This window comes from Bradyrhizobium erythrophlei (assembly GCF_900142985.1).
GTDB classification, from domain to species: Bacteria; Pseudomonadota; Alphaproteobacteria; order Rhizobiales; family Xanthobacteraceae; genus Bradyrhizobium; species Bradyrhizobium erythrophlei_B.
On record NZ_LT670849.1, the window covers coordinates 3,994,967 to 4,010,663 of the forward strand.

The 15,697-nt window shown below is 62.5% G+C and carries 16 protein-coding genes and 1 tRNA gene; 7 read left to right on the forward strand and 10 right to left on the reverse strand.

Translation table 11 applies throughout. The annotated features are described in order from the left end of the window. Window positions 1-352 precede the first annotated feature (352 nt). Window positions 353-1,204: a hypothetical protein gene (locus BUA38_RS18645; RefSeq protein WP_072820021.1), complete on the forward strand. Its 852-nt coding sequence runs from the start codon at window positions 353-355 to the stop codon at window positions 1,202-1,204. A gap of 132 nt (window positions 1,205-1,336) precedes the next feature. Here the strand turns inward: BUA38_RS18645 and BUA38_RS18650 are convergent, their stop codons facing one another. After that, the gene (locus BUA38_RS18650; protein ID WP_072820023.1) at window positions 1,337-1,813 is read right to left on the reverse strand and encodes an Hsp20 family protein; all 477 of its coding nucleotides are present in this window, start codon (window positions 1,811-1,813) and stop codon (window positions 1,337-1,339) included. A gap of 213 nt (window positions 1,814-2,026) precedes the next feature. Between BUA38_RS18650 and BUA38_RS18655 the strand changes: the two genes are divergently transcribed. Continuing rightward, the gene (locus tag BUA38_RS18655; protein WP_072820025.1) at window positions 2,027-2,974 is read left to right on the forward strand and encodes an alpha/beta fold hydrolase; all 948 of its coding nucleotides are present in this window, start codon (window positions 2,027-2,029) and stop codon (window positions 2,972-2,974) included. Window positions 2,975-2,981: 7 nt separating this feature from the next. On the opposite strand, the gene BUA38_RS18660 is transcribed toward BUA38_RS18655, so the two are convergent. Further along, complete coding sequence (locus tag BUA38_RS18660) at window positions 2,982-3,737, reverse strand: sulfite exporter TauE/SafE family protein (RefSeq protein ID WP_072820027.1); 756 nt, start codon at window positions 3,735-3,737, stop codon at window positions 2,982-2,984. A gap of 95 nt (window positions 3,738-3,832) precedes the next feature. On the opposite strand from BUA38_RS18660, the gene BUA38_RS18665 reads away from it, so the two are divergent. Next, window positions 3,833-4,723, forward strand: coding sequence for a LysR substrate-binding domain-containing protein (locus tag BUA38_RS18665; protein WP_072826225.1), 891 nt, complete (start codon window positions 3,833-3,835; stop codon window positions 4,721-4,723). 101 nt (window positions 4,724-4,824) lie between these two features. Here BUA38_RS18665 and BUA38_RS18670 read toward each other — a convergent pair whose 3' ends face one another. The 3 genes from BUA38_RS18670 to BUA38_RS18680 form a co-directional block, all read right to left on the reverse strand. Continuing rightward, a complete protein-coding gene (locus tag BUA38_RS18670; protein WP_072820029.1) occupies window positions 4,825-5,793 on the reverse strand; it encodes a Bug family tripartite tricarboxylate transporter substrate binding protein in 969 nt (322 codons plus the stop codon). Window positions 5,794-5,803: 10 nt separating this feature from the next. After that, on the reverse strand, window positions 5,804-6,583 hold the full coding sequence (hisN, locus tag BUA38_RS18675; RefSeq protein WP_072820031.1) for a histidinol-phosphatase: 780 nt from the start codon (window positions 6,581-6,583) through the stop codon (window positions 5,804-5,806). 491 nt (window positions 6,584-7,074) lie between these two features. Next, the gene (locus BUA38_RS18680) at window positions 7,075-7,962 is read right to left on the reverse strand and encodes an N-formylglutamate amidohydrolase (protein ID WP_072820033.1); all 888 of its coding nucleotides are present in this window, start codon (window positions 7,960-7,962) and stop codon (window positions 7,075-7,077) included. A 299-nt stretch (window positions 7,963-8,261) separates the two neighbouring features. Here BUA38_RS18680 and cpdR point away from each other — a divergent pair, with 299 nt between their 5' ends. Beyond that, window positions 8,262-8,621 (forward strand): cell cycle two-component system response regulator CpdR, encoded by a 360-nt coding sequence (cpdR, locus tag BUA38_RS18685; protein ID WP_072826226.1) that lies wholly within the window; start codon window positions 8,262-8,264, stop codon window positions 8,619-8,621. Between the two features lie 92 nt (window positions 8,622-8,713). After that, a tRNA-Val gene (locus BUA38_RS18690) sits at window positions 8,714-8,788 on the forward strand. Between the two features lie 20 nt (window positions 8,789-8,808). On the opposite strand, the gene BUA38_RS18695 is transcribed toward BUA38_RS18690, so the two are convergent. Genes BUA38_RS18695 through BUA38_RS18710 form a run of 4 tightly spaced genes read right to left on the reverse strand, consistent with a single transcriptional unit; the run spans window position 8,809 to window position 12,402 of the window. Next, window positions 8,809-9,564 carry a GntR family transcriptional regulator gene (locus BUA38_RS18695; protein WP_083587641.1) on the reverse strand — a complete coding sequence of 252 codons (756 nt, stop codon included), beginning with the start codon at window positions 9,562-9,564 and terminating at the stop codon, window positions 8,809-8,811. After that, window positions 9,554-10,528: a Gfo/Idh/MocA family protein gene (locus BUA38_RS18700; protein WP_072820035.1), complete on the reverse strand. Its 975-nt coding sequence runs from the start codon at window positions 10,526-10,528 to the stop codon at window positions 9,554-9,556. Before BUA38_RS18700 ends, BUA38_RS18695 begins: the two co-directional genes overlap by 11 nt. After that, complete coding sequence (locus BUA38_RS18705) at window positions 10,525-11,418, reverse strand: NAD(P)-dependent oxidoreductase (RefSeq protein ID WP_072820036.1); 894 nt, start codon at window positions 11,416-11,418, stop codon at window positions 10,525-10,527. Before BUA38_RS18705 ends, BUA38_RS18700 begins: the two co-directional genes overlap by 4 nt. A gap of 18 nt (window positions 11,419-11,436) precedes the next feature. After that, window positions 11,437-12,402, reverse strand: coding sequence for a Bug family tripartite tricarboxylate transporter substrate binding protein (locus BUA38_RS18710; RefSeq protein WP_244552988.1), 966 nt, complete (start codon window positions 12,400-12,402; stop codon window positions 11,437-11,439). A 142-nt stretch (window positions 12,403-12,544) separates the two neighbouring features. Between BUA38_RS18710 and BUA38_RS18715 the strand changes: the two genes are divergently transcribed. Then, a complete protein-coding gene (locus BUA38_RS18715; RefSeq protein ID WP_072820038.1) occupies window positions 12,545-12,928 on the forward strand; it encodes a carboxymuconolactone decarboxylase family protein in 384 nt (127 codons plus the stop codon). A 10-nt stretch (window positions 12,929-12,938) separates the two neighbouring features. Here BUA38_RS18715 and hydA read toward each other — a convergent pair whose 3' ends face one another. Continuing rightward, window positions 12,939-14,393: a dihydropyrimidinase gene (gene hydA / locus BUA38_RS18720; protein WP_072820039.1), complete on the reverse strand. Its 1,455-nt coding sequence runs from the start codon at window positions 14,391-14,393 to the stop codon at window positions 12,939-12,941. Between the two features lie 231 nt (window positions 14,394-14,624). Here hydA and BUA38_RS18725 point away from each other — a divergent pair, with 231 nt between their 5' ends. Beyond that, window positions 14,625-15,686, forward strand: a complete 1,062-nt coding sequence (locus BUA38_RS18725) for an amidohydrolase family protein (RefSeq protein WP_072826230.1) — start codon at window positions 14,625-14,627, stop codon at window positions 15,684-15,686. Window positions 15,687-15,697: the final 11 nt, after the last annotated feature.

The window sequence follows — 15,697 nt, forward strand, 5'->3', positions numbered from 1 at the left end:
GCGGCGCAGCTTTGGCGTCGTGGCACCCACCGGGCCACTGGCCGTCCTCCGCGAGCCGCTATTTCTTAAATTTAGCCTGGGCGCTGCAAACCCTGTGCCGGGAGTGCGGCCTAAAATTGAGACAGTATTACTGTCCTAACTTCGACCATGCCAAATTTTTCTCTATCACACAAGCAGCTGAAAGTCGCTCGCGGTGTGCAAATGGCGAGGGCCGAAGCCATGCAGTCCTGCCGCGGTTTTGCGGCAAGCCCGCCGCGATTGAGCCTAAGGGCTGCCCGATTCCAAGAATGAAATCGGGCCTCGGGGTTGCAAAACAGAGACCCTTGGCAGGGTCATCACAGGAGCTCCAAAGATGAAGGCGTTCAGAGGGTGGGCCGTTACGGCCGGGCTCGTTTTCGCGGCGACGGCGGCGAATGCGCAAAGCACGCCCCAGCAGGCAGGTCCCGCCCGCTACCAGGCGGCATCCGATATCGAGGGGCCCTATGCCGATGTGCCGCCGCCACCTCCGGTCATAACTGCACCAGCCTACGGTCCGCGCGCCTATGGCCCGCCGCCGGCTTATGGCGCCGGTCCTGCGGACGGTCCTGGCTATGGCGCGCCGCTACTGCCGCCGACGGAGGTCTATGCGGTCCTGCGCGAGAACGGGTTCTCTCCGCTCGGCGTGCCACGGCTGCGCGGCCTGTTCTATTCGGTCTCGGCGATCGATCGCCGGGGCGACGATGGCCGTCTGGTGATCGATGCGCGTGACGGGCGGATCGTTCGCTTCGTGCCGGCCGAGCACTTTGGCGGCTATGGTGGCGGCTACGGAGATGGCTATTACGGCGGCGCACCCCGGCCCTCGTACGGGTACGGGCCGGTTGAGCCGATGACGCGCCTCGACAACGCGCCGAGGCCGCCGGCTTCCGTGCCCAAGATCGCAAGCCGGATGCCGCAGCAGGTTCCGATGCCGAAGGCTGCGCCGGCCAAATTGGCCGACCGGCTCGACGCCAAACCCTCGGGCGTGAAACCCTCGGACGTGAAGCCCTTGGCCGACAAGTTGACGACGACGCCCGCGCCGGCGCCCATGCAGCAATCGGCCGCCGTTCAGGCCAAGCCCGCCGACACGCCGCCGGCCGCGCCTCCTGCCGCAGTGGTGGAAGCCAAGCCGGCTGCGCCGGCCATCCAGCCGACCCAGCCGATGCCGAAGGTCCAGGGGCTGGAGTGACGTCAACACACCGCAATAAAAAACGCCCCGGTTTCCCGGGGCGTTTTCGTCTTCAGCCAATATCTGCTGAAGGGGTGACTTTAGAGCATGATCTTATTCGGAAAACCGCTACACACTTTTCCGGATCATGCTTCAGGCCGCGGCCTTCTCGGCCGAGCCTTCGATGACAGGCGCAGAGGGCGTCGCCGTGCCGATCGGAATGCTGCGGGGCTTCTTGGCCTCGGGGATCTCGCGGACGAGATCGACGTGCAGGAGACCGTTCTCCAGCGAGGCGTTCTTCACGACGACAAAGTCGGCAAGCTGGAACGCACGCTCGAAGGCCCGCGCGGCGATGCCGCGGTAAAGCACCTCGGATTTTTCTTTGCTATTCTCGTTGGCGACTTTCTCGCCCTTGATCGTCAAGGTGTTCTCCTTGGCGACGATCGAAAGCTCGCTCTGCGCGAAGCCGGAGACCGCAACGCTGATGCGATAGGCGTTCTCGCCGGTACGTTCGATGTTGTAGGGCGGATAGCCGGGGCTGCCGTCAGCAGTGGCCTGGTCGAGCAGGCTAAAGAAGCGGTCGAAGCCGACGGTCGAGCGATAAAACGGGGTAAGGTCGTAGCTACGCATAGGTAGTCCTCCATTGAGCGACTGTTTGAGTGAACCCGCCCGCCATGGGGCCGGGCTTATGTTGTGCAGCCTCCAGCACTCCCGGGTTCTTCGGAAATACTGGCCGTGGCCTGCACGAAGGTGATATGGGAGGGAATCGAATGCGTTCAAGGCGCTCTTTGATGCGCCAGCACCCTTGATTTTCAGCGCTTTTCGCCTAGCCCGGCAGCTTCCATGACGCTCGTCTCAATCCCCGCCAATCCCGTGCCCGACGACGTCGTTTCCGGGACCATCAAGACACCAGACGGTGCCGAACTGCGCTTTGCGCGCTGGGCTCCGCCGGCCAATCGCAAGGGCACGGTCTGCGTCTTCACCGGCCGCAGCGAGCACATCGAGAAATACTTCGAGACGGTGCGGGATTTGCGCGACCGCGGCTTTGCGGTGGCGATGATCGACTGGCGTGGCCAGGGACACTCCTCGCGACGGCTGCGCGATCCGCGCAAAGGCTATGTGCGCGACTTTTCCGACTACGAGATCGACGTCGAGGCCTTCGTGCAGCAGGTGGTGATGCCGGATTGTCCGCCGCCGTTCTTTGCGCTCGCCCATTCGATGGGCGGCGCGGTGATGCTGCGGATCGCGCATGCGGGAAAACGCTGGTTCGATCGCATGGTTTTGTCGGCGCCGATGATTGATCTGCCAGGCCATCTGACGGCGCTGCCGGCCCGCGTGTTGTTGCGAACCCTGCGGTTTGCCGGTCTCGGCGGTCGCTACGTTCCCGGTGGCGGGGATACGCTGACCGGCACCGAGTCCTTCGTGAACAATCCGCTGACCAGCGATCCCGTCCGTTACGCGCGCAATGCCGCGATCCTGGCCGAAGACCCGACGCTGGGCCTTGGCTCGCCAACGGTCGCCTGGGCCGATACGGCCTTCCGCGCGATGCACGGCTTTCGCGCCATGACCTACCCTTCCGAGATTCGCCAGCCAATCCTGATGCTGGCGGCGAGCAACGACACGGTCGTTTCCACGTCGGCGATCGAGGAGTTCGCCTATCACTTAAAGGCCGGTTCGCATCTCGTCATCGCCGGCGCCAGGCACGAAATCCTGCAAGAGCAGGATCGCTACCGCGCGCAGTTCTGGGCGGCGTTCGACGCCTTCGTGCCGGGTACGCCGCTGTTCGGGTGAAGAGCGATTAGGCGAAATAGATTTCGTAGGTCGCGGCGCAAGCGAGATAGATTCCGAGCAGCATCATCGAGATCAGGAACCAGCGGCGGAACGCTTCCGGCTCGAGCCGCGAGCGCACGCTTTGGCCGAGCGCCATGCCGGTGAAGGCGCAGGCGAGCGCGATCACGCCGGGCAATGCGGTCGACTCATCCAGCACACCTGCGGCTGAGAGATTGAAGGCCTGCGCCACGGTCGCGACCGTGAAGAATACGCCGAGCGCCTGGATCAGTTCGTCTTTCTTCATGCCGAGCGCCTGGAAGAACGGCATCGACGGAATCACCTGCACACCGGTGGCGCCCGAGATGAGCCCGGTGGTAAGGCCGATGACGCCGCCGATCGATTTCTCGCGAGCCGGAGGGACGGTGAGTGCAAATTTCCGCAGGCTGATGATCGCGTAGATCACCAGCAGGATGCCGATCAGGACGGTGCCATGCCGCGCATAGGGGCCGGTCATCATGTCGCGATTGAGCCAGATGCCGACCGCAAGGCTCAGCAACAGCGGCCAGAGCCGCTTCACGATGCCGGCGAAGTAGGGGCCGGCAAAGGTCTGCCAGATGTTGGTCAGGATGCCCGGCACGATGACGATCGCAAGCGCATGCGCCGGCGGCATCGCGACCGCGAGCAACCCCATCGACACGGTCGGCAGGCCAAGCCCGATCACACCCTTGACCACCCCGGCCAGGAAGAACACCACCGCGATGAAGGTCAGAAGGAGAATGCTCATGTCATCACATTGACCGATCGGCCGGACTGGCACAATCTGTGACTTATTGAATAAGCCTTCGGATTTGACGAAGGCACATGACCTGCGAGCATGCCATGCGGTTTGATCTGGTCGATCTTCAGCTTTTCGTCGCGATAGCCGACTCCGGCAGCATCACCCACGGTGCGGCGCGCGCGAATCTCGCGCTTGCCTCGGCAAGCGCCCGGATCAAGGGGCTAGAGGCCGATCTCGGCGTGGCGCTGGTCCGCCGCCGGCGCCGCGGCGTTGAGCTTACGGCCGCCGGCGAAAGCCTGCGCGATCACGCGCGGACGATCATGCATCAGGTCGTGATGATGCAGGGCGACATTTCGGCTTTCTCCAGCGGCGTCAAGGCGAGCGTGCACCTGCTCGCCAACACGTCCGGCCTGTCGGAGCATTTGCCGAAAGCGCTCGGCGTTTTCTTGCGCGAATATCCCGAGATCAGCCTCGATGTCGAGGAACGCGAGAGCGCCGATATCGTCGGCGCCATTGCCGGCGGCGCGGCCGATCTCGGTTTTGCCGCCGAACATGCAGTCCCTGCGCATTTCGAGCGGTTTTCCTTTAGCGAAGATCGCTTGATGCTGGTGGTGCCGAAGCGCAGCGAATTCTCGAACCGCCGGCATATCGATTTTGTCGAGGTCGGGAATCGCGATTTCGTCGGGCTGACGAATACGACCGCGCTCGCCATTCACATCGGCAGGCATGCCGCACGGCTCGGGGTACGGTTGCAGGTTCGGGCGCGGTTGCGGGATTTCGACGCGATCTGCCGCATGGTGGCCGCGGGCGTCGGCGTTGCCGTGGTGCCGGAAGCCGCCGCCAGGCGCTGTGCGCAATCGATGCCGATTGCGCCGCTTGCGATCCGCGACGATTGGGCCAACCGCAGGCTCGTGATCTGCGCCCGCAGCTTCAAGGACCTGCCGAAGCCGGCCAAGCTTCTCGTCGATCACCTGCGCAAGGCGGCTCGCTAAAGGTCTGTCATTGCGAGGAGCGTAGCGACGAAGCAATCCAGCGTCTTGCAGTTCTGGATTGCTTCGCTGGCGCTCGCAACGACGGAGGAGAAGCGGGCGGCTTACTTCTCCGTCGCGACGCCGGCGTCCTTGATCACCTTCGCCCACCGCGTGATTTCGCTATCGAGGAAGGCGTGGAAATGTTCCGGGCTGTCGCCGACGACCGTGGCGCCTTGAATGGCAAGCTTTTCCTTCACGGTCGGATCCTGCAACGCCTCGGTCGTGATCCGGTTCAGCACTGCTACGATCGCCGCCGGCGTGCCGGCTGGCGCGACCATGCCATGCCAGTTTTCAGCCAGAAGATCGGGCATGCCGACCTCGGCGGTGGTCGGCACGTCCGGCAAGGTCGACGCACGTTCCGGCGCGCCGATCGCGATCGCACGCAAGCCGCCGGCCTTGATCTGCGGCAGCAGGACGGGCTGATCAAGAAATGCCATCTGCACCTGTTGCCCGAGCAGATCGTTCACCGCCGGCGCCGCGCCGCGATAGGGCACATGCACGATGTCGACCTTGGCGATGAGCTTGAGCAATTCGCCGGCGAGATGCGGCATGCTGCCCGGACCTGTCGAAGCAAAGTTGAGTTTTCCGGGCTTGGCCTTTGCGAGCGCGACCAACTCCGCCATGTTCTTCGCCGGAACGTCGGGTGTCACGACGAGCATCTCCGGCGCTTTGGCCACCAGCGTGATGGTTTGAAGGTCTTTCAACGGATCGTAGGTAACCCGTTCCATCGTCGGACTGATGGCGAGCGCACCGGCGCTGGAAAGCGCAATCGTGTAGCCATCGGGCGTTGCCTTGGCGAGCACCTCGGTGCCGAGCACGCCGCCCTGGCCGCCGCGGTTGTCGATGATCACCGGCTGCTTGGTGATCTCCGACATGCGCTGTCCGAGCACGCGCGCGATGATGTCGCTGGGGCCGCCGGCCGGGAACGGAACGATCAGGCGGATCTGGTGCGATGGAAAGTCCTGAGCCCCCGCTGGCGCGGCCGACAACAGCAGCACCAATGCTGCAAACAGCCCGTACGATGGTTTCATGAACGTCCTCTCAACCGTTGAGCAGCTTGAGCGCCGCTTCGTGGACGCGCGGATCGCCGGCCGCGACAATGCGGCCGCCGCCTTGCGCGGGCTTGCCTTCCCAGGTCGTCACCACGCCGCCGGCGCCGGTGATGATCGGGATCAACGCCGCAATGTCGTAAGGTTTCAGTTCGGTCTCGATGACGAGATCGAGATGGCCGGCCGCCAGCATGCAGTAAGAGTAGCAATCGCCGCCATAGCGCGTCAGCCGCACGACATCGGCGAAGCGGCTGAAGGTGGCGCGATCGGCCTCGTTCATCAGCAGCGGACTGGTGGTAAACAGCGTCGCGTCCTTGAGCGAGGCGCAGCGGCGCACGGCCAGACGTCGTTGGCCGGCCGATCCGGAATAATTCGCCGAGCCGTTGTCGCCGTAAAATCGTTCGCCGATATAGGGCTGATGCATCATGCCGAATACCGGCATTTTCTTGTGCATCAGCGCGATCAACGTGCCCCAGGTGGGAAAGCCCGAAATAAACGACTTGGTGCCGTCGATCGGGTCGAGCACCCAGACATAGTCGGCATCCTCGCGTTCGTTGCCGAACTCTTCGCCGACAATGCCATGTTGGGGAAAGTTGGCCTGGATCAGCCGGCGCATCACCGCCTCGGCCGCCCTGTCCGCTTCCGTCACCGGATCGAAATCGTGCGAACCCTTGTTGTCGACGCCGAGCGAGGTCCTGAAGAACGGCAGGATGGTTTCGCCGGAGGCGGTCGCCAGACGGCCAATGAACGCGGTGAAATCGATGACCGTCACGGTGTCTCCAGGGCTGCCGCAGAACAGAATCGAACCACTAGCGCAATCCGGCGAATTCCGCACCGTCGGTGCGGGCCGTCCGCCGGGGCCCAGGCTTGATTTCGCTCAGTGATTCGAGGTCCCAAAAAGGGTAAATTTCCAACGAGCACCTCCGATCACGAATTCGAGAGCAAATTGGACGGTCGAAACACAGTGGTGTAGAAGGCCACCTGTGTCATATTTAAGTATATGATTTTAAAAGTAAAATATGAAGACTTGTCGCGCTAGCCCCGGCCGGTCTTCAACAGGCTATGCACCAGAAATATTTCGAAAGGTCTTGCACTTTGTGCAGCGCGGTCGCATATTGTTGCGGTGCGGTAGCGCCTCGCGCTATCGCTGCCCTCCTTGGGCGTTTCCTCCCTAGACTTGGGCCGCTTGTTCATTCAGGCGGCCCTTTTTTCTTGGGAGCGGCCCTTTTCTTGGAATTGTCATCGGGTCGACGATGACCGCGATCATTCCGCGGCGGAGGCGAAGGGCTCAAGACCATCCAGCGGGAGTGCGGCGAGCACGTCGGCCAGCACTGCGAAGTCGCGCGCGACCTGCGCGAACCGTTCACCGCGGGCGCGGCTCCGCTCATCCATATAGACGGCGCGGTTGAGTTCGAGCTGCACGGTGTGCAGCCCGGAAGCCGGGTTGCCGTAATGCTCGGTGATGAAGCCGCCCGCATAGGGCTTGTTGCGGCCGACCGTGTAACCGAGCCGGCTCATGGTTTCCTCGACCGTGTCGGCCAGGACCGGGGCGCAACTGGTGCCATAGCGGTCGCCGATCACGACGTCCGGCCGCCGCGGCTCCTCACGCGATACGCCGACCGACGGCATCGAATGACAGTCGACGACGATCACGGTGCCGAAGGCGCGGTGGGCCTTGTTGATCAGACGCCGCAACGCGCGGTGATAGGGCTTGTAGAGCTGTTCGATCCGGGTGAGTGCGTCATCGACCGCGATGCGCTCGCCGTAGATTTCCTGGCCGTCGCCGACCACGCGCGGGATGGTGCCGAGGCCGCCGGCGACCCGCATCGAGCGCGTATTGGCAAAGCTCGGCAGCCGGCCCGAAAACATCCGTGGATCGAGTTCATAGGGTTCGCGGTTGACGTCGACATAGGAGCGCGGAAAGTTGACGCTCACGGTCGGAAAACCGCGGCCGCTCAGGTCCGCGATCAACTCGTCCATGAACGAGTCTTCCGAGCGGCGCAGGCCGGCGAGATCGATCCGCGAAGCTTTCAGGAATTCGTCCGGATAGACCGAGCCGGAATGCGGCGAATTGAAGATGATGGGCGCGCGCCAGGCTGCCGGTTCGACGATTTCGAACGGCGGCGGCTGTTCTTCGGCAGAATGAGTCATCGTCGGGCGCCGTTCCTCGAATCCACCCTTCTGACCAAGCTTGTTTTCGCCAGAAGAGGCGGCTTTTCAGGCGCCATTGTCGATAATCGCGGCGGCTCTGCCAAGCGGAAAAACTCTAAAATGATCGAAACGAATGGCTTGCGGCGGGAATTGATCGCTCTCGATTGATTCGTGCCCTAATCGGGTCCAGAAATGCTGTCATCAGATCTCCGACGCGCTGCTGCTTTCACCCGAAATTTACTCTCTGTCGGGCTTAGTAGGGCGGGGTGATCTTCAAACCGGATTCAACGATTCCAGCCATGCACAAGATCCTGCTTGCCGAAGACGACAACGACATGCGCCGCTTTCTGGTCAAGGCGCTGGAAAACGCCGGTTTTCAGGTCTCGCCGCATGATAACGGCATGTCGGCCTATCAGCGGCTGCGCGAGGAGCCGTTCGAGATGCTGCTCACCGACATCGTGATGCCGGAAATGGACGGCATTGAGCTGGCGCGCCGCGCCTCGGAACTCGATCCCGACATCAAGATCATGTTCATCACCGGCTTTGCGGCGGTGGCGCTGAATGCGGACTCGGAAGCGCCCAAAAACGCCAAGGTATTGTCGAAGCCGGTCCACCTTCGCGAGCTTGTCAGCGAAGTGAACAAGATGCTGGCGGCCTGATCGACCCTCGGAATGGCCGAAAACGTAGGCTTGTAACCTTGCCTGCCCGCGTCGGAGCCGATATAGGGACCGTCACCCGATCTAGGACTTTAGGGCACGTAGCTCAGCGGGAGAGCACTACCTTGACATGGTAGGGGTCACAGGTTCGATCCCTGTCGTGCCCACCATCCGCTTCCCGGATCTTGCTTTAGACGCGTGGGCGGAGCGAGCGCTGCATGTCCATCGAATAGGTATAGCGGCCTTCGGGATGTGTGGTGACGGTCACCTCGAACAGCTCTTCCTTGACGCCATAATACCGGCGCACGACGGTTAGGGCAGGGGAACCAGGTTTGACCTGCAACGCCTTCGCCAGCGCGGCCGGCATCTCGCGTGCGAAGATTTCCATTTGGGCATATTCGGTGATCTGGCCGAACATCCTGGCGATCTGTTCATGTACGGGCGTGCGGCCGTGATCGCTGCGCTTCACGACGCCTGCGAATTTCCGCAACACGTAGATCTCGGTCCAACCAAGGGGGGCGGCGAATTGGTCGGCGCGGCGGACTGACTCGATCAGAAACCAGTGTTTGCCGGGCTCGCATTTCAGCAATGCGGCCAGATTTCGATCTGCGACGATCTCGCGGCTCCTGACGACCTCACGATAGGTCTCATTGGAATATCTGAGCCACTCGCCGAGCGATTTGACACTGTGGGTGAACAGCACCGGAGGCTCGGTTGCGATGATCACCGAGCCGAGCCCGGCGCGCCGCACGATCAGGCCCTGGTCCATCAGGATCCGAAGCGCCTCGCGAACGGTCTGGCGGCTCGCCGAATATTGCGCCATCAATTCGGTTTCGGTCGGCAATAGATCGCCGATCGGGTATTTGCCGAGCCGGATGTTCTTTTGCAGCCTGGCGGCGATGTCGCGATAGCGTGAGGGCTTTTGTCCCGCAGATCTATCCGCCATCGCAGACCACCGGATGCCCCGATTCCATCGATTCCAGCGCAGCCTCGAAGGCCGATAGCGTGGCGAGCACTTCTGTTTCCCGCGCAGGAAAAGGAAGCTTGCGCTCGACCGTATCCGCAAAGGCGTTCAATTCGGCGGACAGCACGTCGATGCGCGGATAGTTGATCGTCTTCGCCGCGCAGCCGGACTTTCGCAGTACCAATGTAGCCTCATCGAGCACTTCCGCCGACCCTTTGGTGGCGAACACGTGAACCCGCCAATAGAAAGGGGTCGCCCTCACCGTTGCCAGCGTGCCGGTAACACCGTTGACAAAATCGAGCGCGAGCACGGAAGAATCCCGCGGTGGCGGACCGCCGTCGCGCGAGTTGAAGCGCGCGTAGACCTGGCGGACCGGACCCAGCAGGCTGACAAAGGCATCGAGCACATGCAGCCCGGCGCCGGTTAATCCGCCGCCGGGGGATTCCGCAGGCGACAGCCGCCATCCCGCGGTGATTTTTTCGGAGTTTTCGTTGCTGTTGTGGCCCTCGATGTGAAGGATCGTGCCGAGTTCGCCGCTGGCGGTTATCTCTCGCAGCGCCTGCATCGACGGCCAGAACCGGCGGTTATGTCCGACCGCGAGAACCACGCCCGCATCACGACAGGCGCCGAACATGCGCTCGGCATGGTCGCGACGCAACGCGAGCGGCTTTTCGCAGAATATCTGCTTGCCGGCCGCGGCGGAGACGATCACCTGATTCAGGTGCTGGGAATGCGGCGTCGCCAGCAGGACTGCGTCGATTGCGCGATCGCCAAGGACGTTGTTGAGATTGTCGGTCAGCTCGAGTTGATGTTCGGCACAAAACGCTTGGGCGTTGTCGATGTCGGTCTCGACGGCCCGGGTTATCTTCAGGTGAGCCTGGCCGCGCGCAGCCTCAGCGAGATGACGGCCCCAGCGGCCCAGCCCGACGATTGCGCAATTGATCATGTGGGATCCTCGATCAGGGCTTTTGGCTGTCGAACGGCTTCGATGACGGCGGCGCTGTCGCTATCCGGCCCTTCCAGCGCAATCGCGGTGCGGAGTAACGCCGCCTGGGTTGATGTCAGGGGAAGCGAAAAATTTCGGCGCTGGGCCTCTGCGAGAATGAGCTCGGCGTCCTTCAGGGTCTGCGAAATATGCGATTGGGGCGTGAAATCGCGCGTCAGCATCTTGTCTCCCTTGGTGTCCATGACCCGGGAGTAGGCGGCGGACTTGCGGGCAGTAGCAAGAAAGACCGCCGGGTCCAGCCCCAGGCCTTCCGCGAAGACAATCCCCTCCGCCAACGCCGCCCTGTTGTTTTGCAGAATCAGATTGATCGCCAGTTTGGTCCGGCTGGCGTCGCCGATCTTGCCGACGTTCACCCTTTGCGGACAGAGAATATCAAGGGTGGCGGAGGCGGTCTTGATGCTCTCTTGCGGGCCGGCCACCAGCGCCAGGCCTGAGCCGTTCCGCACCTCCGCGCTGGTACCGGATATCGGCGCCTCGATGAAGCCGAGACCGGCGTCATCGGCCTGTCTTGCGATTCGCGTGATCTCGTCCGGCGTACATGTGGTGGTGCAGATGATCATGCTCCGCGCCGGCTCTTCGCTTGGCGCCAGTTCGGCGAGCAGGGATTCAACCTGATCGGCGTTATAGACAGCGACAATGATCGTCCGGCAATGGCCTGCGAGTTCTCCAACGGAGGCGGCCACCTCGCCGCCTTTGGCCTTTAGTTCCTTGCATCGTTCGGGGTCGATATCGAATCCGATCACGGCACACCCGGCATCGATCAGTCGCGCCGAAAGTGCTGCTCCCATGAGGCCGAGCCCGATCATTCCAATGGATGCATGAACTGACATGGGCTTAAGCATTCCGCGCTATTGAGGCTCGATGCCGGCAGCCTTGGCATCGGCGCTCCAACGGACGATCTCGCTTTGAATGAACGTACCGAATTCCTTCGGTGGCATCGTCGAAACGACGACGCCGACACTGGCAAGCTTTTCCCGTGTTGCCGGCGCCGACAGGAATTTTTCACTCGCCGTGTACAACCTGTCGACGATCGCAGCGGGGGTGTTCGCGGGCGCGAGCAGTCCGTACCAGATTGTCGCCTCAAAGCCGGGCATGGCCTCGGCTAATGCGGGCAGGTCCGGGGTCAGTTCGTTTCGCTTCGGCGAAGTCACGCCGATGCCACGAAGCGTGCCGCCCCGCATCTGCGGCAGAGATACCGACAGATCCGCAAATGTGAGATTGGTTGCACCGGTCATCACGTCGGTGACCGCCTGCGGCACGCCGCGGTAGGACGCCGCGATCACCGACAGGCCGCCGCGCGATTGCAATTGCGCGATCGATATCTGCGCCGCGCCCGAGCCGTAGCCGGCAGTCAGATTCGGATGGGTCTTCGTATAATTGAGGAACCCGGCGAGGTCCTTGGCAGGGAAGTCCGGCTTGACCAGCAACACCATCGCGGTGGTGATGGTCCTGATCACAGGAACGAAATCCTTCACTGGATCATAGGGAAGGTTCTTGAGCATCGCGACGTTGCCCGCATGGGTCGTGTTCGTGCCCATCAGCAGCGTGTAGCCGTCGGGGGCGCTGCGCGCGACCTCTGCCGCCCCGATGCTGCCGAGCGCTCCTGCCCGGTTCTCGATCAGCACGGTCTGGCCAAAGGCCTCCTGGAGATGTTGACCCAGCATGCGCGCGACGTGATCCGGGCCGGCGCCGGCGGGAAACGGCACCACGATCCTGATCTGCCGGGAGGGGTAGTCGGCACCTGCCGCACCGCTTTGCGGAATCGAGCAGCCGAACAGCAGCAGGCCAGCGAGAATGCGCAATTTCAGCGACACTTCCATCCCCCGGATGCGTTTTTAGTTTATACGGACAAATACGGAAGAAATGCAAGATACGGCTAAAAATGCCGATATCCTGTGATTGAGCCGCGGTCTATTTATCCGTATAAATCGACCATCTCAGTGGAACGAGGCGCCCATGGCGGATACCAGTGATTTATACGCGCGCGGTCTGCGGCGGCGCAAAAAAATGTTTGGCGAAGCCGACGTCGAGAAGCGGATGGCTGCGTCCGGCGAATTCGGGGCGCCGCTTCAAAACATCATCAACGCGTATGTTTACGGTGATGTCTGGGAGAGAACGGGACTTTCCGACAGTGTTCGCAGTCTCGTCATGCTCGGGATAACGGCGGCCAGCGGCAAACCCGCCGAATTCGCGGTGCATGCCAAGGGCGCCCTGGCCAACGGATGCACGAGGGCGCAGGTGCAGGACGTCCTGCTGTTGGTTGCGATGTATTGCGGCATTCCGGCCGCCATCGAGACCAACCGGATTGCTGCGGAGGTTTTCGGTCCGAAAGCGCCGTGACCCTCTCAACTCACGGCGTGATACCTGCGCGCGACACGGCCTTCGGCGCGGTTGCCTGTTTCCAGGTCGAATTGGCGACGTGAATCGGCGAGAAGGGCGGCCGCTCGACATATTTGCCGTCGCCTTGTTCGGCGCGAAGCTCGCCTTTCGCAAAAGCAATTCTGCCGCCCGACAAGGTGACGACGGGTGCGCCGACGCAGGCAAAGCCCTCGAATACGTTGTAATCGATCCGGCTGATCTGGTTTTTCGCATGGATCGTCTTATTCGCAGACGGATCCCACACCACGATGTCGGCGTCTGAGCCGATCGCAAGCCGGCCCTTGCGCGGATAGATATTGAGGATGCGCGCGATATTGGCCGACGTCACCGCGACAAACTCTTCTTTCGTCAGCCGGCCGCTGTTGACGCCAGCGGTCCAGAGTAGCGGCATGCGGTCTTCGAGCCCGCCGGTGCCGTTCGGGATTTTGCGAAAGTCTTCCAGCCCTAAGCGCTTCTGTTCCGTTGTAAAGGCGCAGTGATCGGTCGCGACCACCTGCAACGAACCTGATTGCAGCCCGGCCCATAAGCTCTCCTGGTGACGCTTGTCGCGGAACGGCGGCGACATCACGCGCCGCGCCGCATGGTCCCAGCTCTTGTTCTGATATTCATCGGCATCGAGCAAGAGATGCTGGATCAACGGCTCGCCGAACACGCGCTGTCCGTTGGCGCGCGCCCGCGCAATCGCCTCGTGGGCCTCGCGGCAGCTCGTGTGAACGATATAGACCGGCGAGCCCGTCATATCCGCGATCATGATGGCGCGGTTGGTCGCCTCGCCCTCGACCAGCGGCGGCCTTGAATGCGCGTGGCCTTCGGGTCCGGTCATCCCGCTTTCCAACAGGGACTCTTGCATCCGCGCGACCACGTCGCCGTTTTCGGCGTGTACCAGCGGCAAGGCGCCGAGATGGGCGCAGCGCGCGAACGAGTTGTAGAGCTCGTCGTCGTTGACCATCAGCGCGCCCTTGTAGGCCATGAAGTGCTTGAAGGTATTGATGCCGTAGGTTTTGACGACGATCTCCATCTCGTCGAACACCTGTTTCGACCATGACGTCACCGCCATGTGGAAGCCGTAGTCGCACGCCGCCTTCTCGGATTTGCGACGCCAGTCCTGATAGGCGGCGAGCATGGATTGGCCGGGATCGGGAATGCAGAAGTCGACGACCATGGTGGTGCCGCCGGCGAGCGCGCCCTTGGTGCCCCATTCGAAATCGTCGGCGGAGACGCTGCCCATGAAGGCGAGTTCGAGATGGGTGTGCGGATCGATGCCGCCGGGCATCACATAGCAGCCGCCTGCGTCGATCACTTCAGTGCCAGCGGGCGCATCGAGGGCAGGCCCGAATGCGACGGTCTTGCCGCCATCCACCAGCACGTCCGCACGCCAGGAATGATCGTGGTTTACCACCGTGCCGCCGCGGATCAGGATCATGATGAGGTCTCCGAAAGAGCGATGCGCCGACCAGCCGAGTGTTTCTCACGCAAACATGGCGTGCAACGGGCGTGCCAGCGCCAAAATTATAAGTCTACAGTGCGTCCGCCATGCCTTTGACGCCGGTCTAGCTTCTCAGGCAGCGCTTGCCTTCGCAACCGGACGGCGTCAGATTTGATCGCAAAAGAGCTGGTCCACAAAGCGGCCCGGAATAACGAGATCAAGGGACGGAACATGGCGGCGACGCGGATCGACTGCGACATCCATCCGGCCATTGGCGGGACGCGCACCACGCTGTTGCCCTATCTCGATGACCACTGGAAGGAGCAGGTCGTAAGCCGGGCGATCGACGGCCTCGACCTCAACAGCTATCCGCCGCACATGCCGCTCTCGGGCCGCAGCGACTGGCGGCCCAAAAACGGCAAGCCTGGCAGCGATCTTTCGATGGTCCAGCGCGGCGCGTTCGATCAGCTCGGCGCAAGTCACGCGATCTGCAACGTGCTCTACGGCGCGCAGGCCGTCTACGATCCCTACATGGCGGCGGCGTTCTGCAAGGCGATCAACGACTGGATCGTGGCGGAATGGCTGGATCGCGATTCGCGCTTGCGTGCCTCGATCGTACTGCCGTTGCAGGCGCCTGATTTGGCGATCGAGGAGATCGAACGCCGCGCCGGCGACAACCGCTTCGTTTCCGTTCTGGTGCTGGCGCAAGGCGAGAGCCTGCTCGGGCGTCGGCACTACTGGCCGGTCTGGCAGGCAGCCGAGAAACACGGATTGCCGATCGCCATTCACGCCGGCAGCGCCTACCGGCAGGCGCCGAGTTCGGTCGGCTGGCCGTCCTATCGCTATGAATATTATCTCGCCGAGGCGCAGGCGTTCCAGTCCCAGGTGCTGAGCCTGATCTATGAAGGCGTTTTCTTGAAATTTCCGAAGCTCAAGGTGGTGCTGATGGAATCCGGCGTGACCTGGCTGCCGGCCTTCATGTGGCGCGCCAACAAGACCTGGCGCGGCGTCCGCGTCGAGGTGCCGTGGGTTGAGCGTGAGCCGGCCGCCATCATCCGCGACCATGTTCGCGTGACCATGCAGCCCTTCGATGCACCGCCGGATGCGGGCAGCGTCGCCGACATCATCGAGATGATCGGTTCGGACAAGATGTTCCTGTTTGCGTCAGATTATCCGCACTGGCAGTTCGACGGCGACGACGCGGTGCCGCCGAACCTGCCGCCGTCCATTGTTTCGCGCATGTGCGCCGACAATCCGCTTGAAACCTTTCCGCGGCTGTCGCTTGCCGCTTGAATTCCTTCCGA

What these genes read in the sequence shown, in the direction of transcription:
- BUA38_RS18645 (WP_072820021.1), top strand. Translation starts at nt 353, where the DNA reads ATGAAGGCGTTCAGAGGGTGGGCCGTTACGGCCGGGCTCGTTTTCGCG.
- BUA38_RS18650 (WP_072820023.1), bottom strand. Translation starts at nt 1,813, where the DNA reads ATGCGTAGCTACGACCTTACCCCGTTTTATCGCTCGACCGTCGGCTTC.
- BUA38_RS18655 (WP_072820025.1), top strand. Translation starts at nt 2,027, where the DNA reads ATGACGCTCGTCTCAATCCCCGCCAATCCCGTGCCCGACGACGTCGTT.
- BUA38_RS18660 (WP_072820027.1), bottom strand. Translation starts at nt 3,737, where the DNA reads ATGAGCATTCTCCTTCTGACCTTCATCGCGGTGGTGTTCTTCCTGGCC.
- BUA38_RS18665 (WP_072826225.1), top strand. Translation starts at nt 3,833, where the DNA reads ATGCGGTTTGATCTGGTCGATCTTCAGCTTTTCGTCGCGATAGCCGAC.
- BUA38_RS18670 (WP_072820029.1), bottom strand. Translation starts at nt 5,793, where the DNA reads ATGAAACCATCGTACGGGCTGTTTGCAGCATTGGTGCTGCTGTTGTCG.
- BUA38_RS18680 (WP_072820033.1), bottom strand. Translation starts at nt 7,962, where the DNA reads ATGACTCATTCTGCCGAAGAACAGCCGCCGCCGTTCGAAATCGTCGAA.
- cpdR (WP_072826226.1), top strand. Translation starts at nt 8,262, where the DNA reads ATGCACAAGATCCTGCTTGCCGAAGACGACAACGACATGCGCCGCTTT.
- BUA38_RS18695 (WP_083587641.1), bottom strand. Translation starts at nt 9,564, where the DNA reads ATGGCGGATAGATCTGCGGGACAAAAGCCCTCACGCTATCGCGACATC.
- BUA38_RS18700 (WP_072820035.1), bottom strand. Translation starts at nt 10,528, where the DNA reads ATGATCAATTGCGCAATCGTCGGGCTGGGCCGCTGGGGCCGTCATCTC.
- BUA38_RS18705 (WP_072820036.1), bottom strand. Translation starts at nt 11,418, where the DNA reads ATGTCAGTTCATGCATCCATTGGAATGATCGGGCTCGGCCTCATGGGA.
- BUA38_RS18715 (WP_072820038.1), top strand. Translation starts at nt 12,545, where the DNA reads ATGGCGGATACCAGTGATTTATACGCGCGCGGTCTGCGGCGGCGCAAA.
- BUA38_RS18725 (WP_072826230.1), top strand. Translation starts at nt 14,625, where the DNA reads ATGGCGGCGACGCGGATCGACTGCGACATCCATCCGGCCATTGGCGGG.